Consider the following 24,363-nt stretch of genomic DNA (forward strand, 5'->3'; position numbering starts at 1 on the left):
CGCCCATGCTGGGCGCACACGAAAAAGACCGCAGCCGCCCCGAGGCAGCTGCGGTCTCATGGGACCGTCGGTGGCGTGATCAGTTGATCAGGCGGGCGACGAAGATGTTGCTCGAGCCGTCGCTGGCGACATGGTCACCCGCGATCAGGATCTTGCCGTCAGCCCGCAGCGCCAGGGCTTCGGCCGAGTCGTCACCGCTGCCGAGCGAGATGCTGACCACGCCGTTGGGCGTGCCGTCGCTGCTGTCTTCGCCGAAGCTGCTGTCGAGTGCGCCGTTGCTGTTGAAGCGAGCCACGACGGCATTGGTCGAGCCGTCAGCGGCGGTGTTGGAACCCGCGATCAGGATCTTGCCGTCGGCTTGCACGACCAGGCCCTTGAGCTTGTCGTCGCCAGCGCCGAACGACACCGCGACCGAGCCGTCAGGCGTGCCGTCAGCAGGACCGGCGCCAAAGCTGGCGTCAGCCGTGCCGTCGCTGTTGAGGCGGGCCACGGCGACGTTGCTGCTGTTGTCAGCCGCCAAGGTCACGCCGCCGACCAGGATCTTGCCATCGGCCTGCAGTGCGACTGCCTTGGCCTTGTCGTCGCCATTGCTCAGCGAGACCGCCACCACGCCGTCCGGGGTGCCGTCGGCATTGCCGACGCCGAAGGTCGCGTCCAGGCTGCCGTCGCCGTTGAGTCGTGCCACCGCGATGTTGCTGCTGTTGTCGCTGCCGATGGTGTTGCCGGCGATCACGATCTTGCCGTTGGCCTGGATGGCCACGGCCTTGGCTTCATCGTTGCCAGCGCCGAGCGACAGGCTGACCACGCCGTCCGGGGTGCCGTCGGCAGTGCCGGCGCCGAAACTGGCGTCCAGGCTGCCGTTGGCGTTGACGCGCGCGACCACCATGTTCTGGCTGCCGTTGCCGGTGTTGCTGGTGGTGTCGCCAGCGACGACGATCTTTCCGTCCTGCTGGATCGCGATCGCGTCGACCGCGTCGTCACCGTTGCCAAACGAGACCTGGACCACGCCGTCCGGAGTGCCGTCGGCATTGCCGTCGGCGCCAAAGGTTGCGTCGAGCTTGCCGTTCTTGTCCAGGCGCGCCAGCACCACGTTGCTGGAGCTGCCGGTCGGGGTGCTGTTGCCCGCCACCACGATCTTGCCGTCGGCCTGGATCGCCACTGCCTTGGCGTCGTCGCTGCTGGTGCCCAGGTCGAGGTTGACCACGCCGTCGGGCGTGCCGTCGCTGTTGCCGTCAGCGCCGAAGCTGCTGTCGAGCGTGCCGTCGCTGTTGAAGCGCTCGATCACGATGTTGCTGCTGCCACCGGTGCTGGTGCTGGTGCCGGCGACGATGACCTTGCCGTCGGCCTGCACGGCCATGGCCTTGGCGGAATCGTTGCCGCTGCCGAGCGACAGGCTGACGATGCCGTCGGGCGTGCCGTCGCTGGCCTTGCCGAAATGGGTGTCGAGCGAGCCCGCCAGCAGGTCATTGCCGCCGCAGCCGGTGGCGAGGGCTGCCACCATCAGGCCGGTGGCGACCGCCATCACCGGGCGTGCCACATGGCGCAGGCGCTCCAGGCCGCTGCGCTGGGTAGGAAGTGAACTGTGCATGGAAAAACCCCTATGAAGAAAGATCAGAACTTCATTAGATGGGACAATTGATGCTTGAATATGATTAATCCATAAGCTAAAAGTATGAATTCAGCCAGTCGCTGCTTCGCCGTCGTTATCGGTGCCTGCCGTCGCTGGCTGAACGGTTCACGCTTGGACCTGGTCGCTGGCGCGAACGCCCGCAGCTGGCGCAGCAGGCTCTGGCTCGGCTGGCTGGCGGCGCTGCTGGCCGGTACGCCGCAGGCCCGCGCCGACGACTGGGCTGACTACCCGCAACGCCCGATCAAGCTGCTGCTGGGCTATCCGGCTGGCGGTGGCGGCGACCTGCTCGGGCGCCTGTTTGCCGCCAGGCTGGGCAAGGAGCTGGGACAGCCGGTGGTGGTGGTCAACAAGCCCGGGGTCAGCGGGGCGCTGGCGGCAGCCGAACTGGCGCGCACGCCGGCCGACGGTTACACGCTCTATCTGGCCGACACCGGCATCCTGCTGGTGTCGCTGCTGCACGAGGGCAACTGGACCGACCCGCTGCAGCTGACGCCGGTCAGCCCGGTGGCTTCGCTGGCGTTCGCCTGGCTGGCACATGCCTCGTTTCCGGCCAGCAACCTGCGCGAGCTGGTCCTCGAGCTCAAGGCCCGGCCCGGCCAGTACAGCTATGCCTCGCCCGGCGTCGGCACGATCGCCCATCTCGGTGCCGAGCTGTTCAGCCAGAGCCTGGGACTCGAGCTGCTGCACATTCCCTACAAGGGAGGCGGCCCGATCCTGGCTGATCTGACTTCGGGCCAGCTCCAGCTCGGGGTCCTGAGCCTGCCGGCAGCGATTGCCGCGTCCAGGACCCAGCGCGTGCGGCTGCTGGCCGTCACGAGCGCCAAGCGCGCGCCGACCCTGCCCGAGGTGCCGGCCGTCGCCGAGCTGCTGCCGCGTTTCCAGGCCGTGACCCAGGTCTTCCTGCTGGCCCCGCCGGGATTGCCGAGCGCGCCAGTCGACAAGCTCAATGCCGCCGTGGCCCGGGCGCTCGAGTCGCCGGCGCTGCAGGCCGAATTCGCGGCCCAGAGCGCGGGCATCCAGAGCGGCAGCCCGGCCGAGCTGTCGGCACTGCTGCGGCGCGAGTCACGCCGCTGGCGTGCGCTGGCGCAATCGCTCGGGTCCCGGATCGACTAGAGCTGCCTGGCCTGCCGTGCCATCGCCTCGGGCAGGGTGTAGCGGCTGGCGGTGACGCGCGCGGCCTCGACAAAGGCCTGGGCAGCTGGCGACAGCGGCCGGTCCTTGGGCGTGATCAGGCCGTTTTCTCGCCAGATGCCCGGTCGCTCCAGCCGGCGCATCACGAGCCGTTCCAGGTTCAGGTTCTCGAGTGGCAGCATCGGCAGCACGGCGCAGCCGATCTGCTGGCGCACCAGCCCGATCGCGGTGGTCAGCGACGGCGTGATATGCGCCGGACGGATTTCTATCCCCGCGGCAGCCGCGGCCCGGTCGGTGTAGATGCGCACCCCGGATTGCAGCGACGCCGAGATGAACTTGTGGTTCTTCAGCGCGCTCCAGCTGACATGCTCGCGGCTGGCCAGGGCATGGTTCTCGTGCATCACGACCACCATCGGGTCGCGGTAGAGCGGCTCGAACAGCAGGTCCGGCTGCGGATTCGGGTACAGGCCCCAGCCGATTTCCAGCTCGCCGTTGCGCAGGCGTTCCAGCAGCGGCGCGGCCTGCTCCTCGTGGAATTCCAGCTTGACGCCGGGGCATTGTTTCTGGAACCTGGCCAGGGCCGGCGGAAACAGGCTGCAGGCCACCGAGGCGATCACGCCGACGCTGAGCCGGCCTTGCTGGCCGCTGTGCAGGTCCTGGGCATGGCGCTCCAGCGCACCGAGCTGGTTCAGCGTGCGGCTGGCGCTGTCGAGCATCTCGCGGCCGACGACCGTGAGCTCGATTCGGCGCGTCGTGCGGTGGAACAGCTGCAGGCCGAGTTCGTCCTCGAGCTGGCGGATCAGCAGCGAGATGCCGGGCTGGGTCACGCCCATTTCCGCCGCCGCCGCAGAAAACGAGCCGTGCTCGGCGGCCAGCACGAAGGCCCGGAGTTGGCGGACGGACAGGTTCATCGGCAGCCGGTCTTCAGCACTCGACGATGTTGACCGCGAGGCCGCCGCGCGCGGTCTCCTTGTACTTGCTCTTCATGTCGGCGCCGGTCTCGCGCATGGTCTTGATGACCTTGTCCAGGCTGACAAAATGGCTGCCATCGCCGCGCAGCGCCATGCGCGCGGCGTTGAGCGCCTTGACGGCGGCGATCGCGTTGCGCTCGATGCAGGGAATCTGCACCAGGCCGCCGACCGGATCGCAGGTCAGGCCCAGGTGGTGTTCCATGCCGATCTCGGCCGCGTTCTCGACCTGCTCAGGCGTGCCGCCGAGCACGGCGCAGAGCGCGCCGGCTGCCATCGAGCAGGCGACGCCGACCTCGCCCTGGCAGCCGACCTCGGCGCCCGAGATGCTGGCGTTTTCCTTGTAGAGGATGCCGATCGCGGCTGCGGTCAGCAGGAAATCGATCACGCCGGCGTCGTTGGCGCCCTGGATGAAGCGCGCGTAGTAATGCAGCACGGCCGGCACGATGCCGGCGGCGCCATTGGTCGGCGCCGTCACGACCCGGCCGCCAGCGGCGTTCTCCTCGTTGACCGCCAGCGCATAGAGGTTGACCCAGTCGAGCACGGCCAGCGAATCGCGCAGCGTCGCCTCCGGGTGTTCGGTCAGCGCGCGGTACAGCGCACCGGCGCGGCGCTTGACCTTGAAGCCGCCCGGCAGGATGCCTTCGGTGCGGCAGCCGCGCTGCACGCAGTCCTGCATCACCTGCCAGATGCGCAGCAGGCCGGCATCGATCTCGGCGTCGCTGCGCCAGTGCTGTTCGTTGCGTCGCATGACCTGGGCGATGCTCAAGCCTTCGCGCCGGGCGATCTCGAGCAGCTGGGCGCCGCTGGTGAAGGGCAGCGGCAGCACGGTGGCGTCGGGTGCGATCACCTTCTGTCGGCTGCCGTCGGCCGCGACCTCGTCGCTGACGATGAAGCCGCCGCCGACCGAGTAGTAGCAGCGGTTTTCCAGCTCCCGGCCCTGCGCGTCATAGGCCACCAGCCGCATGCCGTTGGCGTGGAAGGGCAGGCTCTCGCGGCGCATGAACAGCAGGTCCTCGCGCTCGTTGAATGCCACCTCGTGTTCGCCGAGCAGCGCCAGGCTGCGGCGGTCGCGGATCGCCTGCAGCAGCTCCGGCACCCGGTCGACATCTACCGTGTCGGGCTCACGGCCGGCCAGGCCGAGCAGCACCGCGGTGTCGCTGCCGTGGCCCTTGCCGGTGGCGCCGAGCGAGCCGTAGAGCCAGCAGCGCACGCGCGCGGTCTGTGCCAGCACGCCGGCATGCTGCAGTCGCAGCGCGAACAGGCGCGCCGCGCGCATCGGGCCCACGGTGTGGGAGCTGCTCGGCCCGATGCCGATCTTGAACAGGTCGAAAACGCTGACGGCCATGGTGTGCGGTGCCTCTCAGCAGGACGGATTGAACATGGGGCGGACTCCTGGGCGCGGGGATGGACCGGCGGGCGGACAGCGCAAGGCCCCGCCCATGCCGGCAGGCGATCTTATCTTCATAACGCCAATCAGCTCCGGCGTCGGCGCCGATTCAGCGGCACGCCGCCAGCGGCGGGACCGCACCAGATCAGCATAATTTGCGCCAAACTGGTGCGGATTTAAGCGTAAACCCGGATGTTTTTCCTGGTTCGGTCTGGCACGATGATTGCTGAATCACTCGTATCTTCGGCCCAGTGCCGATGTTCGATCGGGAGAGATCGCCGGCCCAGACCGGCGACGCCGAAGGAGCAACCGCCCCGGAAACTCTCAGGCAAAAGGACCGGTCGAATTCTTGAACTCTGAAGAGCTGCCGGATTTAGTCACCCGGCACACCGCAGGAGCAAGCGCAGCGCCATCGGCGTTGTCGTGAATCTCTCAGGTACCAAACAGAGGGGGCGTGCGTGGCGCAGTGTGCGCGGCGTGCTCCTTCCATCGACCTGTTTGGAACCTGTCCTCATGAAATCGATCGCAGTCATCGGCGGTGGCATCACCGGCGTCACCACCGCCTACGCGCTGGCCAAGCGTGGCTATTCCGTCACCTTGCTCGAAAAACACCACTATGCGGCGATGGAAACCTCGTTCGCCAATGGCGGCCAGCTGTCGGCCTCGAATGCCGAGGTCTGGACCCACCGCTCCACCCTCATCAAGGGGCTGAAGTGGATGCTCAAGAGCGATGCGCCGCTGCTGGTCAACCCCAAGCCGAGCTGGCACAAGCTGAGCTGGTTTGCCGAGTTCATCGCCAACATCCCGCATTACCAGCGCAATACGATCGAGACCACCCGCCTGGCCGTGGCCGCGCGCGAGCACCTGTTTGCCTGGGCCGAGGCCGAGGGCGTGAACTTCGACCTCAAGCAGGAAGGCATCCTGCATATCTACCGCGACAAGGCCGGTTTTGATCATGCGGGCGAGGTCTCCAAGCTGTTGGCCGCCGGCGGCCTGTCGCGCCGTGCCGTCACGCCGGCCGAGATGCGCGCGATCGAGCCGACGCTGGCCGGCAACTACTACGGCGGCTATTTCACCGAGAGCGATTCGACCGGCGACATCCACCTGTTCACCAACGGCCTGGCTGCCGCGGCCGAGCGGCTCGGCGTCAAGCTGCTGTTCGGCCAGCAGGTGCGCTCGCTGCACAGCGATGGCCAGACGGCGCTGGTTAAGGTGGCCGACGAGGCCGGCCTGCAGGAACACCGCTTCGACGCCCTGGTGGTCTGCGCCGGCGTCGCCAGCCGCGAGCTGGCAGCCCAGCTCGGCGACCGTGTCAACATCTATCCGGTCAAGGGCTATTCGATCACGGTCAACCTGCTCGACGTGCAGAGCCAGCGCGCCGCGCCCACGGTCAGCCTGCTCGACGACGAGACCAAGCTCGTGACCAGCCGGCTCGGCGTCGATCGCTTCCGTGTCGCCGGCACGGCCGAGTTCAACGGCTACAACAAGGACATCCGCGCCGACCGCATCAAGCCGCTGGTCGACTGGGTCAACCAGTGCTTCCCGGGCGTCAGCACGCGCCAGGTCCTGCCCTGGGCCGGCCTGCGTCCGATGCTGCCGAGCATGTTGCCGCGCGTCGGGCGCGGTCGCCAGGCCAATGTGTTCTACAACACCGGCCACGGCCATCTGGGCTGGACGCTGTCGGCGGTCACCGCCGATATGATCGCCGGCGTCGTGGCGCAGGCCTACGACCAGCCGATCCAGGTCGGCGCTGCCCCAGGCAAGCCGCTGTTCCCGCTGCGCGCCTGACCATTTTTTCCCTTGCCGTGGCTCACGAAGCGGCGGCATTTTCACCACCCTAGGCTGTCGCAGGCCGGAAAGGAGCACTACCGTGCAATCCCTACATGTGTTTTTTGAATGGCTCAACGGCATCGTCTGGGGCGTACCCATGATCGTGCTGATCCTGGGCACCGGCCTGTATCTGCAATTGCGCCTGGGCTTCATGCCGCTGCGCAAGATCGGCCATGGCTTCGCGATGATCTGGAAGAGCCGCAAGCCGGGCAAGGATTCCGAAGGCGAGATCTCGCCCTATGCCGCGCTGATGACTGCGCTGTCGGCCACCGTCGGCACCGGCAACATCGCTGGCGTCGCGACCGCGATTGCGGTCGGTGGCCCGGGCGCGCTGTTCTGGATGTGGATGACGGCCTTCGTCGGCATGGCGACCAAGTACGGCGAGGTCGTGCTGGCGGTCAAGTACCGCGAGGTCGACGAGCATGGCGAGCATGCCGGCGGCCCGATGTTCGCGATCAAGAACGGCCTGGGCCGGAACTGGCGCTGGCTTGGCACCGCCTTCGCGATCTTTGGTGGCCTGGCCGGCTTTGGCATCGGCAGCATGGTGCAGGCCAACGGCATTGCCAGCGCGGTGCACAACGCCTTCGGTGTCGAGACCTGGATCACCGGTGTCGTGCTGACGCTGCTGACTGGCGCGGTGGTGCTGGGCGGCATCAAGCGCATCGGTGCCGTGGCCGAGGTGCTGGTGCCCTTCATGTGCATCGGCTACATCGTGGCCGTCGGCGTGGTGTTGTTCGTGTTTGCCGACCGCATCCCCGCAGCCTTCGCGACCATCCTGAACCAGGCCTTCAATCCGACCGCTGCCAGCGGCGGCTTCCTCGGCGCGACCGTGATCATGGCGATCCAGAAGGGCGTCTCGCGCGGCATCTTCTCGAACGAAGCCGGCCTCGGCACCGCGGGCATCGCGCAGGCCGCCGGCGCGACCTCGAATCCGGTGTTCTCGGGCCTGATCGGCATGATGGGCACCTTCATCGACACCATCATCGTCTGCACCATGACCGGCCTGGCCATCATGGTCAGCGGCGTCTGGACCTCGGGTGCCAACGGTGCCGTGCTGAGTTCGATGGCGTTCGAGGCCGCAATGCCGGGTGTGGGCAAGTATCTGCTGGCGATCTCGCTGGCGATCTTTGCCTTCACCACCATCCTGGGCTGGTGCTACTACGGCGAGAAATGCTGGGAGTACCTGCTGGGCACCGTCTCCGCCAAGCCGTTCCGCCTGCTGTGGACGATTTCGGTCTATTTCGGCGCCGTGCTGAGCCTGGACTTTGCCTGGCTGGTAGCCGACACGCTCAATGCGCTGATGGCGATTCCGAACCTGATCTCGCTGCTGGTGCTGAGCCCGGTGATCGTCAAGCTGACGCGCGAGTATTTCGCCAACGAGCAAGCTGCCGAGTCCATTCCCGCCGGTGGCGTGACCGTCAGCGCCAGCCGCAACTGATTTCTTCAACCCGTATTCTCAATCCAGAACACCTCGATCATGAAAACCAGATTCGTACTCGAACTCGCCGATGTCAAGGCCATCGCGGCCGCTGCCGAAGCCGAGGCGCTGCAGAACCAGTGGGCCGTGACCATCGCCATCGTCGATGACGGCGGCCATCTGCTGTGGCTGCAACGCCTGGACGGCGCACCGGCCATCTCGGCCCAGATCGCTCCGGCCAAGGCGCATACCTCCGCGCTGGGCCGGCGCGAATCCAAGGTCTACGAGGAGGTCATCAACGGTGGCCGCACTTCCTTCCTGAGCGTGCCGGGCGTGCAAGGCATGCTCGAAGGCGGCGTGCCGATCATGAAGGACGGCCAGTGCATCGGCGCGGTCGGCGTCAGCGGCGTCAAGTCGAACGAGGATGCGCAGATCGCGCGCGCCGGCATCGCGGCGCTGGGTCTTTGAGGCTTTGAAAGGGAAGAGGCCGGCGCTTGTGCAGCGGCCGGCCTCTCAAGCCGCTCTGGCGGCTGTGGCTCCAGCGGCGGCTTCAGGCCGACAGGAAGCGCTCGGCCAGCTTGACCCAGAAGGCGGCACCGATCGCGATGTTGCCGTCGTCGAAGTCGTAGTTCGGGTTGTGCACCATGCAGGCGCCGTGGCCGCCGCTGGCCTGGTCGCCGTTGCCGATGAACAGGTAGCTGCCCGGCAGCTGCTCGAGCATGAAGGCGAAGTCCTCGCTGCCGGTCAGCGGGGCGGTCTGCAGCTCGACGTTTTCCGGGCCGACCAGCTCGAGCGCGACCTGGCGCGCGAAGTCGGTCTCGGGCTGGGTGTTGACCAGCACCGGATAGCCGCCGCGGAACTCGACGCTGGCCTGGCAGCCGTAGCTTTGCGCCTGCGCCTCGACCAGTTCACGGATGCGGCGGTTCAGCAGCTGGTGCACCTCGCGGTCGAGCGAGCGCACGCTGAGCTCGAGCGTCGCGCGTTGCGGGATCACGTTGTTGGCCTGGCCGGCCTGGAAGGCGCCGACCGTGATCACCGCCATCTGCAGCGGCGGCACATTGCGCGCCACGATGGTCTGCAGGCCCAGCACGATGGCCGAGCCCGCGACCACCGGGTCGATCGCGACATGCGGCATCGCGCCGTGGCCGCCCTGGCCCTCGAGCGTGATCGTGATGTTCTCGCTCGATGCCATGGTCGCGCCCTCGCGCAGCAGCAGCTTGCCGCGCGGGAAGCCCGGCATGTTGTGCATCGCAAAGATCGCGTCGCAGGGAAACTGCTCGAACAGCCCGTCTTCCATCATCTTCCTGGCGCCGCCCAGGCCTTCCTCGGCCGGCTGGAAGATCAGGTTCAGCGTGCCGTCGAAGTCGCCTTGTTCGGCCAGGTGCTTGGCTGCGGCCAGCAGCGTTGCGGTGTGGCCGTCATGGCCGCAGGCATGCATCAGGCCGGCGTGGCAGCTGGCGTGGGGCAGGCCGGTGGCTTCCTGGATCGGCAGCGCGTCCATGTCGGCGCGCAGGCCCAGGCGCTTGCCGCCCTGGCCGCTTGTTCCGCGCTTGCCGCGCACCAGCTGGCCGACCACGCCGGTGCCGCCCAGGCCGCGCGTGACCTGGTAGCCCCAGGCAGCCAGGCGCTCGGCCACCAGCTCGCTGGTGCGGAACTCCTGGTAGCCGAGTTCCGGGTGCTGGTGGATGTCGCGGCGCAGCGCCGTGAACTCGTCCGACAGGGCTTGCAGCTGGATCAGTGTGTCGGACATGGTGTCACTGGGCCTGCAGGTTGATCGACTTGGCGATGGCGCGGTACTGCGCGATCTCGTCGTGGTAGGTCCTGGTCACCTTGTCCAGTGCCTGCGGTTTCGGGACGATCATGCCCTGGGCTTCGAGCGTCGTGCGCACGCCCGCGTCGTTGGCGACTTCGCTCAGGGCCTTGTGCAGGGCTTGCACCACCGGCTCGGGCGTGTCCTTGCGCACGAAATAGGTCTGCCAGGTATCGAAGGTGAAGCCCTTCAGAGCCTTGCTCTCGTTGAGGGTCGGCACCGACTTGAACGCCGCCTGGCGCTCGGCCGACAGGGCCGCCACCGCCTTGATCTTGCCGCTGTTGACCAGCTCGACATAGGACTTGCCGTAGGGGGTGATGAAGATGTCGACCAGGCCGCCCATCAGGTCCTGCGTGGCGGGCGCGCCGCCCTTGTAGGGCACATGGGTCATCGGCACGTTGAGCACCTTGGACATCTGCTCGCCGAGCACATGGTAGAGCGAGCCGGGGCCGACGCTGGCATAGGTCAGGGGCCGCCCTTCCTTGGCCATCTTGGCGGCGTAGGCGGCGAGTTCGTCACCGTTGCCCACCGGCAGGTCCTTGCGCGCGAACACGATCATCTCGTTGAGCGTGATCGACTGCACCGGACGGAAGTCCTCGCTCTTGTGCTTGACGGCGGCCACGGCCATCGGCGTCAGGATCAGCTCGTTGGGCGAACCCTGGTAGATGATGTTGCCGTCGGCAGGCAAGTTCAGGACCCTTTGCGCGGCGATCGCACCACCGGCGCCGCCGAGGTTCTCGACGATCACGTTGCGCTCGAGGTGCTTGGCCAGCACCGGGCTGACTATGCGCGCGATGACGTCCGACACGCCGCCGGCCGGGTAGGGCACCATCAGCGTGAGGGGCTTGCCCGATTGCGCCATGGCACTGGCTGCCAGCGTCATGCCGGCGAGCAAGGCGGTGGTGCGCTTGAGGGTGAAACGTTTGCGATGGTCCATGCTTGTCTCCTGTCGATGTTGTAAGTCAGCTCATCTTATGGGGGGCTATTTGATGTGTCCAATGCATTATTTCGATGGTAGCTATTCGTTAGTAGAATGATCTGGCATGAACATCAAACCGCTTGAACATCTGCTGGCGCTGGCCGATACCGGCTCGTTCAGCCGCGCGGCCGAGCAATGCTTCCTGACCCAGTCGGCGCTGAGCCGCAGCATCCAGAACCTGGAGCAGGAGCTCGGCGGCCAGTTGCTGGACCGCATCGGCAAGCGCAACGAGCTGACCCCGCTCGGGCGCGAGGTAGTCGCGCGCGCGCGCCGGATCGTGCTGGAAGCCTCCGAGCTGCGGCGCAGCGCGGAGCGGATGCAGGGCGGGGGCGGTTCGATCCGGGTCGGCCTGGGCTCGGGCCCCGGCGCCTTGCTGACCACGCCGCTGCTGTGTCATGCGGCCGAGCAGCATCCCGACTTGCGGGTGTCGATCACGCGCGGCCCGACCGAGCTGCAATTGCTGCAGCTGCGCGCACGCCAGCTCGACGCGCTGGTGGTCGATGCGCGCCGGGTGGCACCGGCGCCCGACCTGCAGATCGACCCGCTGGGCGACCAGCCGGCCGGTTTCGTCTGTCGCGCCGACCACCCGCTGCTGCAGCTGCGCCGGGTCGGGCTCGAGCAGCTGCTGCGTTATCCGGTCGCCTCGACGCCGCTGTCCGACGAGGTGGCCCGGCTGCTGGTCGAGCAGTACGGCCCCGCCGCTGATCCGCAGCTGATGGTCTCGCTGCAGGGCGAGGAGGTCGACAGCCTGATCGCGACGGTCGAGCGCTCGCAGGCGGTCTACCTTGGCATCCTGGCGGCCGCGCGCGACGGGCTGGCGGCCGGCCGGCTGGTCGAGCTCAAGCTGCAGCCCGCCTTGCGCTCGCAGGCGCGCTTTGCCTACATCACGCTGCAGGGCCGCACCGAGGCGCCGGCCATGGGCTGGTTCCGCCGCTTCGTCAGCACTACCTTGCGTGATTGACTGCCTGGGCTTTTCCCGTTTCATGGCACACATTTTCCCCCTCGTACTGCGGTAAAGTTACGTTTTTGACGAACTTTTGAATGATAACTAGCATGACTTGGGTAGAGCAGGAACAGGGGGATGCGCCGCTGGGCGATGCGAGGCTGAGTCGCAGTCTAGCCAAGCTGGTGACGCGCCTGGCCGGGAGCCCTTCTGAGAGTATTACGCAGACGAGCCGAGGCTGGGCGGAGATGCGTGCAGCCTACTGTTTCCTAACTCAGGACAAGCTCGACTGGCAGGACATCATGCAGCCGCACTGGGATGCTACGGCGCAGCGCATGCGCCAACCACGGTGGTGCTCTGCCCGCAGGACACGACCGAGCTGGATTCGAGGGCAAGGTCACGCTCGGACTGTACCTGCACCCGACGTATACCGTCACGCTGGGCCGGATGCCGTTGGGCGTGATCGATGCTTATTCGTACACGAGCATTTTATTGTCATAAAAAATTATGGGGTAGTTTGTGATTAAAGATAAATCTCTTAATTTTCAAAGTCAGAGATTCGTCTCGCCGCCCGTGAAAGATATATTTTCATTGCGGCAGCCATTGACGCTGGGGGAGATGAAAGTATTTGAGTTTTTTAATACTTACTTAAGTCCCCAATGGGAGATTTATATTCAGCCTCACCTCAATGGTTTGAGGCCTGATTTTGTTCTTTTGAATCCAAATGTGGGGATTGCTGTATTTGAAGTTAAGGATTGGGATTTGTCGGCTATGCGCTATGGCGTAGACAAGAGAGAGGGCAAGCCTCCGCTGCTTTGGGGTGAGTCTGGCGGAAAGCGCTTCTCCCTGCAGTCACAGAATCCAGTTGAAAAAGTTCAGGTTTACCGAAATGAAATATTCAGCATCTACTGCCCTCGTTTGAAAAAAAATGGCGGATTTGCTGCGGTGACTGCTGGTGTTATATTTCCTTTTTGCCCTGAAAGGCAGTTGTTTGAACTTTTAGGTCCGTGTCTTGAGTATCGAGGGATGGATAAATATCCCCAATGCAATCCAGTTTCTGGTTTGGAGTCTTTTTTTAATGGTGATATTTTAAAAATATTCCCGCAGGCGGCAAGAGGGAGTTCATTTGTTATGTCGCCAATTCAGGCTATGGATTTGAGAAATTGGCTTATTGAGCCTGATGTATCTGCAAGTCAAAGAGATTCTATTGGGCTTGATAAAGAGCAGCTTGCCTATGTGAATACGCGTACGCAATCTGGATATCGAAGAATAAGGGGGGCTGCTGGATCAGGAAAGTCTTTGGTTTTGGCGGCAAGAGCATCGGAGTTACTCAAGATGGGTAGCAAAGTATTGGTGGTGACGTTCAATATTACGTTGCTTCACTATCTAATGGATATTGCCGTTCGTTATCCAGGGTCTACAGGTAGGTCGAGAAAAGACATTACTTGGTTAAATTTTCATGCCTGGTGTCGTCGCATATGCATGGAAAATGATGCCGATGAAGAGTACAGGCAGCTTTGGAGTCGAGGCGATACGCAGACAGTTTTAAATTATGATCTGCCCGCCTTGATATCATATATTTTGGATAATTCCGAAAATATCGAACTGTATGACGCAGTGCTGGTCGATGAGGGTCAGGACTTTCTTCCGGGGTGGTGGAGCGTTCTAAGAAAAATTTGTAAGCCTGGTGGTGAAATGCTATTGGTTGCCGATGCTACTCAGGATATCTATGGAACTGCTTCATCTTGGACTGATGAAGCAATGATCGGCGCAGGGTTTTCAGGAAAATGGGCAGAGTTGGAGGTTAACTATAGGATGCCGGCAACAGCGTTGGAAATGGCGGCCAACTTTGCCTCTAAATATCTTCCTGAAAGCCTTCGAATCGTTCCGCGACTTTCGCAAATTGATATGACGTTGGAGCCCTGTTACCTAAGGTGGGTCCAGCATACCGGGGTGGATGACGCTCAGTTGTGTTGTGATGAGATATTGGGTTTATTCACTAGGGCAGGTTCCGTTGGGTTGTCGATGGCTGATGTGACTTTTCTTTGTGATGTTAAGAGTATCGGTTATGAAGTGGTCAAGAGATTAGGTGTGAAGGGGATTCGTTGCGTTCACACATATGATCCAGATGAAAAGGAAAGTCGAAGGCAGAAGGTGGGTTTTTATATGGGTGATGCCAGGGTTAAGGCAACAACACTTCACAGTTTTAAAGGGTGGGAGGCTAGAATACTGGTCATTTATATCGAGCGTGGCACAACGCCTCAAGCTCTTTCTTTGCTCTATACTGGCCTCACCCGTATTAAGCGTCACATCGATGGTAGCTTTTTGACGGTAATATCAAAAGATACACAGTTAAAAATGTACGGTGAGACTTGGCCGGATTTTGTTGAAATTTAGTAGTGGAATTTGCGTCAAGCGGTAGCGCGGAGAATCATGTTGAAAAAATGGCTCTATAAATTTTCGTCGGTTGTTTTTGCTCTCACGTTGGTAACTTATGTTTTGACGTTGATAACCGTCTCGTATGTGGGTGTTTATCTGACTTATGTTGCGGTTCCGGTGATCATCATATTTGGGGTGTTAACCTATTTTTTGGCCCCTAAGGAAGTTGATTCAATGGTCCAAAAGACGCCGAATAAGAGGATTTTGGAAATTGATGCGAGATTGAAAGAACTTGGAGATTGATTTATGTTCCGCATAATAAGAAGCATATTTTCGTTGATCTGCGGCTTCTTTGTTGCACTTTCAAACTTGCTCGAAATACTATCATCAGGACTTGATGGTCTAAATAAGTAGATGGAGCGTTTTAATAAGGATTTTGAACGAAAAAGGCTTGTGGCTGAACGTGAAAAAATCCCGAGTGATTCCAGTCAGAAATCTATTTCTGCGAAGAGGTTGAGTGACGATTAGACTGGTCTCTAAATTGATCCTCAGAAATTTTTCGATCGATATTCCTGCTTTGGCCTGCCATCAGTTTTAATCCTAGTCAGTGCAGCGTCACTAGGACGCGGGATTGGGATGGATAAGCGAATCGACACCCGGGTGAGCGAGTAAGATCGGCTGTAACTAGCGCAGGTGATCGGGAAGTCACCAGACTGGCGTGCGCGCGAGCTAATACCTAGTTGGTGCTACTAAATTTTCCGCAAGTCAAGCCACTTTCGTAGAATTGCGGCACGACCAGCGACACGAAGACCGCAGCTCAACCGCATCGAGACTATGTGGCGGCTGATGACGCACTGCTGGATGGAGGTCAACCTCTTGGTCAAAGAGAAACTGGAGCGAGCCGTTGAGCAGGTGTTCGAGTAATGTGGTAATAAATTAAATTGGAGTCTTGACTCGATTGGCTTTCGCGGGCTAACTTACTACAACAAAAAGCCCGCTCGAAGCGGGCTTTCTGGTTCATGCAGGCTGAGCCTTATTCGGCGTCACCGACCGGCAGGCAGCTGCAGAACAGGTTGCGGTCGCCGTAGACGTTGTCGACCCGGCCGACCGACGGCCAGTACTTGACGGCCTGGCCGGTCTTGAGCATGGCACCGACTTCGCGCGGGTAGGCGCGGTTCCACTCGCCGCCGAGCAGGCTGGCCGCGGTGTGCGGCGCGTTTTTCAGCGGGTTGTCCTCGCGCGGCCATTCGCCGGCTTCGACCTTGCGCACCTCGTCGCGGATCGCGATCATCGCGTCGATGAAGCGGTCGAGTTCTTCCAGCGTCTCGCTCTCGGTCGGCTCGACCATCAGCGTGTTGGCGACAGGGAAGCTCAGCGTCGGGGCGTGGAAGCCGTAGTCCATCAGGCGCTTGGCGACATCCTCGGCCATCACGCCGCTGCTGTCCTTCAGGCCGCGCAGGTCGAGGATGCACTCGTGCGCGACATGGCCCGGCTTGCCGTCCTTGCCTTCGCTGGCGTACAGCGTCGGGTAATGGTCGGCCAGGCGGCGGCTGATGTAGTTGGCGCTCAGGATCGCGGTTTCGGTCGCGTGCTTGAGGCCGTCGGCGCCCATCATGCGGATGTACATCCACGAGATCGGCAGCACGGCGGCGTTGCCCAGCGGAGCGGCCGAGACGGCGCCGACTGCCGGCTTGGCGCTCGGCACGCTGTCATTGACCGGACCGACATAGGCGCCCTGGGCGCTGGCGGTCGCATGGCCGGGCAGGTAGGGGGCCAGGTCGGCCACCACGCAGACCGGACCGACGCCCGGGCCGCCACCGCCGTGCGGGATGCAGAAGGTCTTGTGCAGGTTCAGGTGGCTGACGTCGCCGCCGAACTCGCCCGGTGCCGCGACACCGACCAGCGCGTTCATGTTGGCGCCGTCGACATAGACGCGGCCGCCATGGCTGTGCACCAGCTCGCACAGCGCCTTGACCTCGGTCTCGAACACGCCATGCGTGCTCGGGTAGGTGATCATGACCGCGGCCAGATTCGCGCTGTGCTGCTCGCACTTGGCCTTGAGGTCGGCCATGTCGACGTTGCCGCTCTCGTCGCACTTGGTCACCACCACCTGCATGCCGGCCATCTGGGCGGACGCCGGGTTGGTGCCGTGCGCGCTGGACGGGATCAGGCAGATGTTGCGGTGGCCGTTGCCCTGGGCGTCGTGGTAGCCCTTGATCGCCAGCAGGCCGGCGTATTCACCCTGCGAGCCGGCGTTGGGCTGCAGGCTGATGGCGGCGTAGCCGGTGGCCTGGCACAACCAGGCGCGCAGCTGCTCGTCGAGCAGGCGGTAGCCCTCGAGCTGGTCGGCCGGCGCGAACGGGTGCACCAGCGCGAACTCGGGCCAGGTGATCGGGATCATCTCGCTGGTCGCGTTGAGCTTCATGGTGCAGCTGCCCAGCGGGATCATGCTGCGGTCCAGCGCCAGGTCCTTGTCCGACAGCGCGCGGATGTAGCGCAGCATGCCGGTCTCGGAGTGGTAGCTGTTGAAGACCGGGTGGCTCAGGTAGGTGCTGCTGCGGCGCAGTGCGGCCGGGATCATGGCTTCGACGCCAGCGGCGAAGCCATCGACCTGCGGGCAGGCCTGGCCGGCTTGGGCGAACAGCGACCAGAGCTGGGCGATGTCCGCGCGCGTGGTGGTCTCGTCGAGCGACAGGCCGACGCAGTCATTGCGCAGTTGGCGCAGGTTGATGCCGTTGGCGGCGGCATGCTGGATCAGCGCGTGGGCGGCACCGGTGCTGGCGGTCTTGACCGTCAGCGTGTCGAAGGCGGTATGGTGCACCAGCGAGTAGCCCAGCGACTGCAGGCCCTGGGCCAGGATTGCGGTGTAGCTGGCGACGCGCTCGGCGATGCGCTTGAGGCCTTGCGGGCCGTGGTAGACCGCGTACATGCTGGCGACGACAGCCGGCAGCACCTGGGCGGTGCAGATGTTGGAAGTAGCCTTTTCGCGGCGGATATGCTGCTCGCGCGTCTGCAGCGCCAGGCGATAGGCCGGGTTGCCATGCGCGTCGACGCTGATGCCGACCAGGCGGCCCGGCATCGAGCGCTTGTACTCGTCGCGGCAGGCCATGTAGGCGGCATGCGGGCCGCCGGCGCCCATCGGCATGCCGAAGCGCTGGGTGGTGCCGATCACGATGTCGGCGCCCATCTCGCCCGGGGCCTTGAGCAGGGTCAGTGCCAGCAGGTCGGCGGCCAGTATCAGCGCGGCCTTCTTGTCGTGGATGGTCTGGCCCGACTCGCTCCAGTCGCACAGCCAGCCGCTGCTGCCCGGGTACTGGTTGAGGGCGGCGAAGTAGTCGTCGCCAGCGATCGCGGCATTCCACTCGGCTTCGGTGGCAGCGATCTTGACCTGGATGTCCATCGTCGCGGCGCGGGTCTGGATCACCTCGATCGTCTGCGGGTGGCAGTCGCCGCCGACGATGAAGACATTGCCCTTGGCCTTGACCGAGCGCTTGGCCAGCGTCATGGCTTCGGCCGCGGCGGTCGATTCGTCGAGCATCGAGGCGTTGGCGATCGCCATGCCGGTCAGGTCGGTCACCATGGTCTGGAAGTTGACCAGTGCCTCCATGCGGCCCTGGCTGATCTCGGCCTGATACGGTGTGTAGGCGGTGTACCAGGCCGGGTTTTCCAGGATGTTGCGCAGGATCACGCCCGGCGTGTGGGTGCTGTAGTAGCCCTGGCCGATGTAGCTCTTGAAGATCTTGTTCTTGCCGGCAATCGCCTTCAGGTCAGCCAGCGCCTGCGCCTCGGTGATCGCGTCGGGCAGCGCCATGCGGCTGCCACGCGCGATCGAGCGCGGCACGATGCTGTCGATCAGGTCGCGGCGCGAGGCCTCGCCGATCACGGACAGCATGTGGGTTTCGTCGGCAGCGGAGACGCCGATGTGGCGTGCGATGAATTCGCTGGCGTTTTCGAGGTCGGCCAGGGGGCGGGCGGTGGGCGTCGACATGGCGGGTGGATTCCGGGCAAGAAAAAGGAAAGCCACCGCCGAGTCCGACGGTGGCCGATGAGGCGCGATTTACTGGGTCAGGCTGCCGTAGGCCGTCTCGTCCAGCAGGCCGTCGAGCTCAGCCAGGTTGGACAGCTTGACCTTGAAGAACCAGCCGGCGCCCAGCGGGTCGCTGTTGGCCAGCGACGGGTCGTCGCGCAGCGCTTCGTTGACTTCGATGATCTCGCCGTTGACCGGCATGTAGACATCGGCAGCGGCCTTGACCGACTCGACCACGCCGGCCACGTCCTTGGCGGCGAAGGTCGTGCCGACTTCGGGCAGCTCGACGAACACCACATCACCCAGGGCATCCTGGGCATGGTGGGTGATGCCGACGACTGCGACGTCGCCTTCGACGTTCAGCCATTCGTGGTCGGGGGTGTATTTCAGGCTCATGGGGGCTCCAGATGAAAAAAGGTGGGTCGGACACCGCGGCGCGCGGTGCCCAATTGTCGAAGAAGATCAGCCGCGGTAGTAGCGGGTCGGCACGAAGGGCATGGCCGCGACTTCCATCGCCACGGCCTTGCCGCGCACGATGGCATTGACCGCGGTGCCGAGCGCGGCATAGGCCGGCTCGACATAGCCGATCGCGATCGGCTGGTTGATGGTCGGGCCGATCAGGCCGCTGGTGACTTCGCCGATGCGCTCGCCCGCGGCGTTCTGCAGCTCGACATGCTCGCGCACCGGCACCCGGTCCTTGGCGATCAGGCCGACGCGCTTGCGCGTCAGCGGCAGGCTGGCGTCAAGCTGGGCCAGCACCTTGTCGGCACCCGGGAAGCCGCCGGCGCGCTCGCCACCGGTGCGGCGCACCTTCTGCAGCGCCCAGTTCAGCGCGGCCTCGACCGGCGTGGTGGTGGTGTTGATGTCGTTGCCGTACAGGCACAGGCCGGCTTCGAGGCGCAGCGAGTTGCGCGCGCCCAGGCCGATCGGCTTGACTTCGGGCTCGGCCAGCAGGGCGCGGGCCAGCGCGTCGGCTTGGGCCTGGTGCACCGAGATCTCGAAGCCGTCTTCGCCGGTGTAGCCGCTGCGCGTGATGTAGAGCTCGGCATCGTTCCACTCGAAGTTGCCACCGGTCATGAACACCAGCTGCTCGACGCCGGGAACCAGGCGCTGCAGCGCGGTCACGGCCTGCGGGCCTTGCAGTGCCAGCAGGGCGCGTTCGGGCATCGGGATCACTTCGCAGCGCTGGCCGATCTTGGCCTGGATATGCGCGATGTCACCGGCCTTGCAGGCGCCGTTGACGATCACGAACAGGTCGCCGCCGTTGGCGTAGTCGCGGTTGACGAACATCAGGTCGTCGATGATGGTGCCTTCATCGGTCAGCAGCAGGCCGTAGCGCTGCTTGTTGACACCCAGACCGATCACGTCGACCGGCATCAGGCTCTCGAAGGCGGCGGCTGCATCGGGGCCGACTAGGCGCAGCTGACCCATGTGCGAGACGTCGAACAGGCCGGCCGCATTGCGGGTATGGGCATGTTCGGCCATCAGGCCGGCCGGGTATTGCACCGGCATCGAGTAGCCGGCAAAGGGCACCATGCGCGCGCCCAGTTCGAGGTGCAGGGCGTTGAGCGGGGTGGTCAGCAGTGTGTTGTGGTCGGACATGGCGGTTTGAGGCAGTTTTCAGCAGCGTGAAGCATACGCCGTGCGGTCCGGGACCGCTACGGTGCATGTACTGCCCACCTGTCCGCTTTACCTGAGAGATTCACGCCGGCCGCAACGGCCTTGAGCGTTTGCTCCTTCGGTGGCCGCGCTCGGGGCGCGGCTCTCTCCAGGGGGTAACGCCGGCCTCGCAGCCGACGCTTGTCAGTCCTTTTGCCTGAGCGTTCAGGACCTGCGGGGTAGCGGGTCTCCTGCGCCTTCGGCGGCCTCGCGGGTCGGACGACCCGGCGCGACTCTCTCCTGACAAGCCCAGGATTCTAGCCGCGAATCAGCTTCGGCGGCTAGATCGGGCTGATTCGCCGCTCAGAGCTGGGCGAACACCTCGCGCGCGGCCGCGACCGTGGCCTCGATGTCGGCGTCGGTGTGGGCGGCACTCACGAAGCCGGCCTCGTACAGCGCGGGAGCGAAGTAGACGCCGCGCTCCAGCATGCCGTGGTAGAACTTGTTGAAGCGCGCGCCGTCGGTGCTCATGACGCGGGCGTAGTTCTGCGGCAGCTGGTCGAAGAAGAAGAAGCCGAACATGCCGCCCTGGCTGTCGCCGCAGAACGGCAGGCCGGCGGCATGGGCCGCCTCGGTCAGGCCGGCGACCAGGCGCTGGGTGCGGGCCGACAAGGCCTCGTAGAAGCCGGGCTTTTGCAGCTCGCGCAGCGTGGCCAGGCCGCAGGCGGTCGCGACCGGGTTGCCCGACAGGGTGCCGGCCTGGTAGACCGCGCCCAGCGGCGCCAGCAGCTCCATCACCGCGCGCTTGCCGCCAAAGGCCGCCAGCGGCATGCCGCCGCCGATCACCTTGCCGAGCACGGTCATGTCGGGCTCGAAGCCCGGGATCAGGCTGGCGTAATGGCCCTGGGCGCTGCCCAGGCCGACGCGCAAGCCGGTCATGACCTCGTCGAACACCAGCAGCGCGCCATGCTGGGTGCAGAGCTCGCGGCAGCGCGTCATGAACGGCACCGAGGCGCGCACGAAGTTCATGTTGCCGGCGATCGGTTCGATCATCAGGCAGGCAACGGCTGCGCCATGCTCGGCAAAGGCGGCCTCGAGCTGCTCGACGTTGTTGTATTCGAGCACCAGCGTGTCCTGCACCACCTCGGGTGGCACGCCAGCGCTGGTCGGGTTGCCGAAGGTGGCCAGGCCCGAGCCGGCCTTGACCAGCAGCGCATCGGCGTGGCCGTGGTAGCAGCCCTCGAACTTGATGATCTTCTTGCGTCCGGTGGCGCCGCGCGCGAGCCGGATCGCGCTCATGCCGGCTTCGGTGCCCGAGCTGACCAGGCGCACCATCTCGATGCTCGGTACCAGCTTGACCAGTTCCTCGGCCAGTTCGATCTCGCGCTCGGTCGGTGCGCCGAAGGAAAAGCCTTCCAGCGCGGCCTTCTGCACCGCTTCCAGCACGGCCGGGTGGCCATGGCCCAGGATCATCGGGCCCCAGGAGCCGATGTAGTCGATGTAGCGCTGGTCGTTGGCGTCCCAGAAATAGGCGCCTTGGGCGCGCTGCACGAAGCGCGGCGTGCCGCCGACGGCCTTGAAGGCGCGCACGGGGGAGTTGACGCCGCCCGGGATCAGGGTCTTGGCGCGTTCGAACAGGGTCTGGTTGCGGTCGGTCATGGCGTGAGGAGTAAGAAGCCGCGCTCAGTGCGGCGTGGCATCGCTGGAAAGGGTGGTCAGCAGGTCGTGACCGGCATCGGCGTCGGAAATCCTGGGATCGGGGCCCGCACCGGCCTGGTCTTCGGACTCGTGGGCCCAGAACAGCCGGTCGGGCACGGCACGCCCCATGCCGGGCCGGAAACCCGCGCCGAGGCTGCGGTCGAGGTAGGTCATGGCTTCGGCGCAGGCATCGACCAGTTCGCTCTCGGCGCCGAGCAGGGCGCACAGCGCGGCCGACAGCGTCTCGCCGGCGCCGCTGAAGCTGGCCTCGAAGCGCTCGTAGCGCGCGCTCGCCAGCACCGTCTCGGGCGTGGCCAGGTGGTTTTCGATGAACTGGTCGGGCGCGATCAGGCCGGTTACCAGGGTGTAGGGCGGGCCGAGCTGGGAGGCGGCACGCGCGACTTCGCGCGCGTTCGGTGCGCGTTCCTCGTCCCAGTCCGGCAGCAGCCAGCGGCACAGCGTGCTGTGGTTGCCGACCAGCACGGTGGTGTGCGGCAGCAGCAGGCCGGCGCAGGCATCGAGGTAGTCCTCGAGCGCGGATTCCTCGCACCAGGACAGGTCGGGCATGTAGGCGATCACCGGCACGCCGTCGTAGTCGGACAGCACGCGCGCGATCGCGCCGAGGTTTTCGGGGTTGCCGGCATAGCCGACCTTGAAGGCCTGCACCGCCATGTCCTCGAGCGCACAACGCGCCTGTTCCTCGACCGTTTCCTCGTCGATCACCACATGGTGTTGCACGCGGCGGGTATCACCGATCAGCACCGCGGTCAGCACCGGCAGCACATGGCAGGAGGCGCTGACCATCGCGGCCACATCGGCTGCCAGGCCGCTGGCGCCGCTGGGGTCGTTGGCATTGAAAGTCATGACGCAGGGCAGGCCCTGGACGTCGTCGCTGGACTCGGGGTCGGACGGCAGTTCGGAGGAGTGGGTCATCAACAAGCTGGGTCGGGGGAGTCCCCGATCGAATCGATTCATTCTATAAGACGCTGATTGACCCCCTAGGCGGGTGCAAGAGCAGAGCGGGCCCGGCCGCGAGTGGCGGCCGTCAGGATTTCTTGACCACCGCGTAGCGCGCCAGCGTCTGCTCGCGCGCCTGGGCGTGGTCGACGATCGGGCGCGGATAGTCCCGGCCCAGCACCAGGCCGGCGGCTTCGAGTTCGAGCGCGCCCGCCAGCCAGGGCGCGTGCAGCGCGCCGTCTGGCAGTTGGCCGAGCTCGGGCACATAGCGCCGGATGAACTTGCCCTGCGGGTCGAACTTCTCGCTCTGGCTGACCGGGTTGAAGATGCGGAAATAGGGCTGGGCGTCGCAGCCGCTCGAGCTGGCCCATTGCCAGCCGCCGTTGTTGGCCGACAGGTCGAAGTCGATCAGCCGCTCGGCGAAATAGGCTTCGCCGCGCCGCCAGTCGATTCCGAGGTCCTTGCACAGGAAGCTGGCCGTGACCATGCGGAGACGGTTGTGCATGTAGCCGGTCTGGTTCAGCTGGCGCATCGCCGCGTCGACCAGCGGATAGCCGGTGCGGCCCTCGCACCAGGCCTGGAACTGTTCGTCGGCCTGCTTGCCATGCTCCCACTTGATCGCGTCGTACTCGGGCTTGAAGGAGCCGGTGGCCACCTGCGGGAAATTGGCCAGGATCTGCAGGTAGAAGTCGCGCCAGATCAGCTCGGACAGCCAGGTGCTGGCGCCGACCAGGCCTTGCAGGTGCATCTGGTGCGCGACGCCGGCGAGCTGGCGGATGCTGATGGTGCCAAAGCGCAGGTGCACGCTCAGGTAGCTCGGGCCCTTGACGGCGGGAAAGTCGCGCGCCTGCTGGTAGCGCTCGATCCGGGTCAGGAAATCCTCGAACAGGCCCTGGGCGCCGCGGCTGCCGGTACGGATCTTGAGCGTGCGCAGATTGGTCGGCTCGAAGCCGATCTCGGCCAGCGCCGGCACGCCGGCTGGATGCGAAGCCGGGCAGGGCGCGAGCGCGCCGGCATGGCGCTCGACCGAGTAGGGCTTGAGGTGAAAGGGCGTGACCTTCCTGAGCCAGGCGTTCTTGTAGGGCGTGAAGACGCCGTAGGGCCGGCCGTTGAGCGTCACGAGCTCGTGGCGCTCGAAGATCGCATGGTCCTTGTGCAGGTGCAGCATGATGCCGGCATGGGCCAGCGCACCGAGCACGCGCTGGTCGCGCTGGCGTGCGCCGGGCTCGTCGTCGTGGTTGGCGTAGACCGCCTGCACGCCGAGTTCGCTCGCCAGTTGCGCGATCTCGCTGCCGGCCGGGCCGTGGCGCACGATCAGCCCGACGCCCTCGATGCCGTTGGCACGTCCCAGACCGCGCAGCTGTTCGTCGAGGTCGAGCAGCGACTCGTGGATGAACTCGACCCGGCGGTCGGCCTTCAGGCCGCGCTCCAGCAGCGGTTGCAGGATGTCGGTGTCGAAGACGAAGGCGCACCAGACCTTTTTGCAGTCCTTCAGCGCATGGTAGAGCGCAGCCTGGTCGCTCGCGCGCAGGTCGCGCCGGAACCAAATCAGTCCGCTGTCATATTTCTTGGAAGTCAGTGTCATGTCGCGCCGCTTAGAATTCG

Annotated in this window: 18 protein-coding genes and 3 riboswitches; of the genes, 7 read left to right on the forward strand and 11 right to left on the reverse strand. The window is 64.7% G+C overall.

The window, feature by feature from the left end; translation table 11 throughout:
• Window positions 1–79: 79 nt before the first annotated feature.
• Entirely contained in the window at window positions 80–1,588 is a 1,509-nt protein-coding gene (locus C6P61_RS08565; RefSeq protein WP_105729518.1) for a hypothetical protein, read from the reverse strand.
• Window positions 1,589–1,741: 153 nt separating this feature from the next.
• On the opposite strand from C6P61_RS08565, the gene C6P61_RS08570 reads away from it, so the two are divergent.
• Complete coding sequence (locus tag C6P61_RS08570) at window positions 1,742–2,743, forward strand: tripartite tricarboxylate transporter substrate-binding protein (protein WP_170067346.1); 1,002 nt, start codon at window positions 1,742–1,744, stop codon at window positions 2,741–2,743.
• Here the strand turns inward: C6P61_RS08570 and C6P61_RS08575 are convergent.
• Window positions 2,740–3,672 carry a LysR family transcriptional regulator gene (locus C6P61_RS08575; protein ID WP_105729520.1) on the reverse strand — a complete coding sequence of 311 codons (933 nt, stop codon included), beginning with the start codon at window positions 3,670–3,672 and terminating at the stop codon, window positions 2,740–2,742. The genes C6P61_RS08570 and C6P61_RS08575 overlap by 4 nt on opposite strands.
• Window positions 3,673–3,685: 13 nt before the next feature.
• A complete protein-coding gene (locus tag C6P61_RS08580) occupies window positions 3,686–5,077 on the reverse strand; it encodes an L-serine ammonia-lyase (protein WP_105729521.1) in 1,392 nt (463 codons plus the stop codon).
• Window positions 5,078–5,375: 298 nt separating this feature from the next.
• Window positions 5,376–5,469: riboswitch (glycine riboswitch) on the forward strand.
• A gap of 163 nt (window positions 5,470–5,632) precedes the next feature.
• On the opposite strand from C6P61_RS08580, the gene C6P61_RS08585 reads away from it, so the two are divergent.
• From C6P61_RS08585 to C6P61_RS08595, 3 genes are all read left to right on the forward strand, one after another.
• Window positions 5,633–6,907, forward strand: coding sequence for a D-amino acid dehydrogenase (locus tag C6P61_RS08585; RefSeq protein WP_105729522.1), 1,275 nt, complete (start codon window positions 5,633–5,635; stop codon window positions 6,905–6,907).
• Between the two features lie 139 nt (window positions 6,908–7,046).
• Window positions 7,047–8,387 (forward strand): alanine/glycine:cation symporter family protein, encoded by a 1,341-nt coding sequence (locus C6P61_RS08590; protein ID WP_161125951.1) that lies wholly within the window; start codon window positions 7,047–7,049, stop codon window positions 8,385–8,387.
• A gap of 39 nt (window positions 8,388–8,426) precedes the next feature.
• On the forward strand, window positions 8,427–8,834 hold the full coding sequence (locus C6P61_RS08595) for a GlcG/HbpS family heme-binding protein (RefSeq protein WP_105729524.1): 408 nt from the start codon (window positions 8,427–8,429) through the stop codon (window positions 8,832–8,834).
• Between the two features lie 82 nt (window positions 8,835–8,916).
• Here the strand turns inward: C6P61_RS08595 and C6P61_RS08600 are convergent, their stop codons facing one another.
• Window positions 8,917–10,116 (reverse strand): M20 aminoacylase family protein, encoded by a 1,200-nt coding sequence (locus C6P61_RS08600; protein WP_105729525.1) that lies wholly within the window; start codon window positions 10,114–10,116, stop codon window positions 8,917–8,919.
• A gap of 4 nt (window positions 10,117–10,120) precedes the next feature.
• Window positions 10,121–11,113 (reverse strand): Bug family tripartite tricarboxylate transporter substrate binding protein, encoded by a 993-nt coding sequence (locus tag C6P61_RS08605; protein ID WP_105729526.1) that lies wholly within the window; start codon window positions 11,111–11,113, stop codon window positions 10,121–10,123.
• Between the two features lie 106 nt (window positions 11,114–11,219).
• Between C6P61_RS08605 and C6P61_RS08610 the strand changes: the two genes are divergently transcribed.
• The 3 genes from C6P61_RS08610 to C6P61_RS08620 all read left to right on the forward strand — a co-directional run bounded on the left by C6P61_RS08610 (window position 11,220) and on the right by C6P61_RS08620 (window position 14,495).
• Entirely contained in the window at window positions 11,220–12,116 is an 897-nt protein-coding gene (locus tag C6P61_RS08610) for a LysR family transcriptional regulator (RefSeq protein WP_105729527.1), read from the forward strand.
• Window positions 12,117–12,208: 92 nt separating this feature from the next.
• Entirely contained in the window at window positions 12,209–12,625 is a 417-nt protein-coding gene (locus C6P61_RS18350) for an IS4/Tn5 family transposase DNA-binding protein (protein WP_170067347.1), read from the forward strand.
• Between the two features lie 46 nt (window positions 12,626–12,671).
• Window positions 12,672–14,495, forward strand: a complete 1,824-nt coding sequence (locus C6P61_RS08620) for an AAA family ATPase (RefSeq protein ID WP_211296948.1) — start codon at window positions 12,672–12,674, stop codon at window positions 14,493–14,495.
• Between the two features lie 1,015 nt (window positions 14,496–15,510).
• Here the strand turns inward: C6P61_RS08620 and gcvP are convergent.
• From gcvP to C6P61_RS08650, 6 genes are all read right to left on the reverse strand, one after another.
• Window positions 15,511–18,465: an aminomethyl-transferring glycine dehydrogenase gene (gene gcvP / locus C6P61_RS08625; RefSeq protein ID WP_105729529.1), complete on the reverse strand. Its 2,955-nt coding sequence runs from the start codon at window positions 18,463–18,465 to the stop codon at window positions 15,511–15,513.
• Window positions 18,466–18,534: 69 nt separating this feature from the next.
• The gene (gcvH, locus tag C6P61_RS08630; protein ID WP_105729530.1) at window positions 18,535–18,900 is read right to left on the reverse strand and encodes a glycine cleavage system protein GcvH; all 366 of its coding nucleotides are present in this window, start codon (window positions 18,898–18,900) and stop codon (window positions 18,535–18,537) included.
• A 66-nt stretch (window positions 18,901–18,966) separates the two neighbouring features.
• Window positions 18,967–20,106, reverse strand: coding sequence for a glycine cleavage system aminomethyltransferase GcvT (gene gcvT, locus C6P61_RS08635; protein WP_105729531.1), 1,140 nt, complete (start codon window positions 20,104–20,106; stop codon window positions 18,967–18,969).
• A 68-nt stretch (window positions 20,107–20,174) separates the two neighbouring features.
• Window positions 20,175–20,286: riboswitch (glycine riboswitch) on the reverse strand.
• A gap of 12 nt (window positions 20,287–20,298) precedes the next feature.
• A riboswitch (glycine riboswitch) is annotated at window positions 20,299–20,416 on the reverse strand.
• A 50-nt stretch (window positions 20,417–20,466) separates the two neighbouring features.
• Window positions 20,467–21,762: a glutamate-1-semialdehyde 2,1-aminomutase gene (gene hemL, locus C6P61_RS08640; protein ID WP_105729532.1), complete on the reverse strand. Its 1,296-nt coding sequence runs from the start codon at window positions 21,760–21,762 to the stop codon at window positions 20,467–20,469.
• Between the two features lie 24 nt (window positions 21,763–21,786).
• Window positions 21,787–22,734, reverse strand: coding sequence for a bifunctional hydroxymethylpyrimidine kinase/phosphomethylpyrimidine kinase (gene thiD, locus C6P61_RS08645; protein ID WP_244908848.1), 948 nt, complete (start codon window positions 22,732–22,734; stop codon window positions 21,787–21,789).
• 112 nt (window positions 22,735–22,846) lie between these two features.
• Window positions 22,847–24,343: a cryptochrome/photolyase family protein gene (locus C6P61_RS08650; protein ID WP_105729533.1), complete on the reverse strand. Its 1,497-nt coding sequence runs from the start codon at window positions 24,341–24,343 to the stop codon at window positions 22,847–22,849.
• Between the last annotated feature and the right edge of the window lie 20 nt (window positions 24,344–24,363).

Source organism: Malikia spinosa, from assembly GCF_002980625.1.
Classification (GTDB): domain Bacteria; phylum Pseudomonadota; class Gammaproteobacteria; order Burkholderiales; family Burkholderiaceae_C; genus Malikia; species Malikia spinosa.

Bases quoted from the DNA above. Each gene is read 5' to 3' on its own strand.
- C6P61_RS08650 (WP_105729533.1), bottom strand. From the start codon at position 24,343: ATGACACTGACTTCCAAGAAATATGACAGCGGACTGATTTGGTTCCGG.
- C6P61_RS08600 (WP_105729525.1), bottom strand. From the start codon at position 10,116: ATGTCCGACACACTGATCCAGCTGCAAGCCCTGTCGGACGAGTTCACG.
- C6P61_RS18350 (WP_170067347.1), top strand. From the start codon at position 12,209: ATGACTTGGGTAGAGCAGGAACAGGGGGATGCGCCGCTGGGCGATGCG.
- C6P61_RS08595 (WP_105729524.1), top strand. From the start codon at position 8,427: ATGAAAACCAGATTCGTACTCGAACTCGCCGATGTCAAGGCCATCGCG.
- gcvH (WP_105729530.1), bottom strand. From the start codon at position 18,900: ATGAGCCTGAAATACACCCCCGACCACGAATGGCTGAACGTCGAAGGC.
- C6P61_RS08575 (WP_105729520.1), bottom strand. From the start codon at position 3,672: ATGAACCTGTCCGTCCGCCAACTCCGGGCCTTCGTGCTGGCCGCCGAG.
- C6P61_RS08590 (WP_161125951.1), top strand. From the start codon at position 7,047: ATGATCGTGCTGATCCTGGGCACCGGCCTGTATCTGCAATTGCGCCTG.
- C6P61_RS08610 (WP_105729527.1), top strand. From the start codon at position 11,220: ATGAACATCAAACCGCTTGAACATCTGCTGGCGCTGGCCGATACCGGC.
- hemL (WP_105729532.1), bottom strand. From the start codon at position 21,762: ATGACCGACCGCAACCAGACCCTGTTCGAACGCGCCAAGACCCTGATC.
- C6P61_RS08565 (WP_105729518.1), bottom strand. From the start codon at position 1,588: ATGCACAGTTCACTTCCTACCCAGCGCAGCGGCCTGGAGCGCCTGCGC.
- C6P61_RS08605 (WP_105729526.1), bottom strand. From the start codon at position 11,113: ATGGACCATCGCAAACGTTTCACCCTCAAGCGCACCACCGCCTTGCTC.
- C6P61_RS08580 (WP_105729521.1), bottom strand. From the start codon at position 5,077: ATGGCCGTCAGCGTTTTCGACCTGTTCAAGATCGGCATCGGGCCGAGC.
- gcvP (WP_105729529.1), bottom strand. From the start codon at position 18,465: ATGTCGACGCCCACCGCCCGCCCCCTGGCCGACCTCGAAAACGCCAGC.
- gcvT (WP_105729531.1), bottom strand. From the start codon at position 20,106: ATGTCCGACCACAACACACTGCTGACCACCCCGCTCAACGCCCTGCAC.
- thiD (WP_244908848.1), bottom strand. From the start codon at position 22,734: ATGACCCACTCCTCCGAACTGCCGTCCGACCCCGAGTCCAGCGACGAC.
- C6P61_RS08585 (WP_105729522.1), top strand. From the start codon at position 5,633: ATGAAATCGATCGCAGTCATCGGCGGTGGCATCACCGGCGTCACCACC.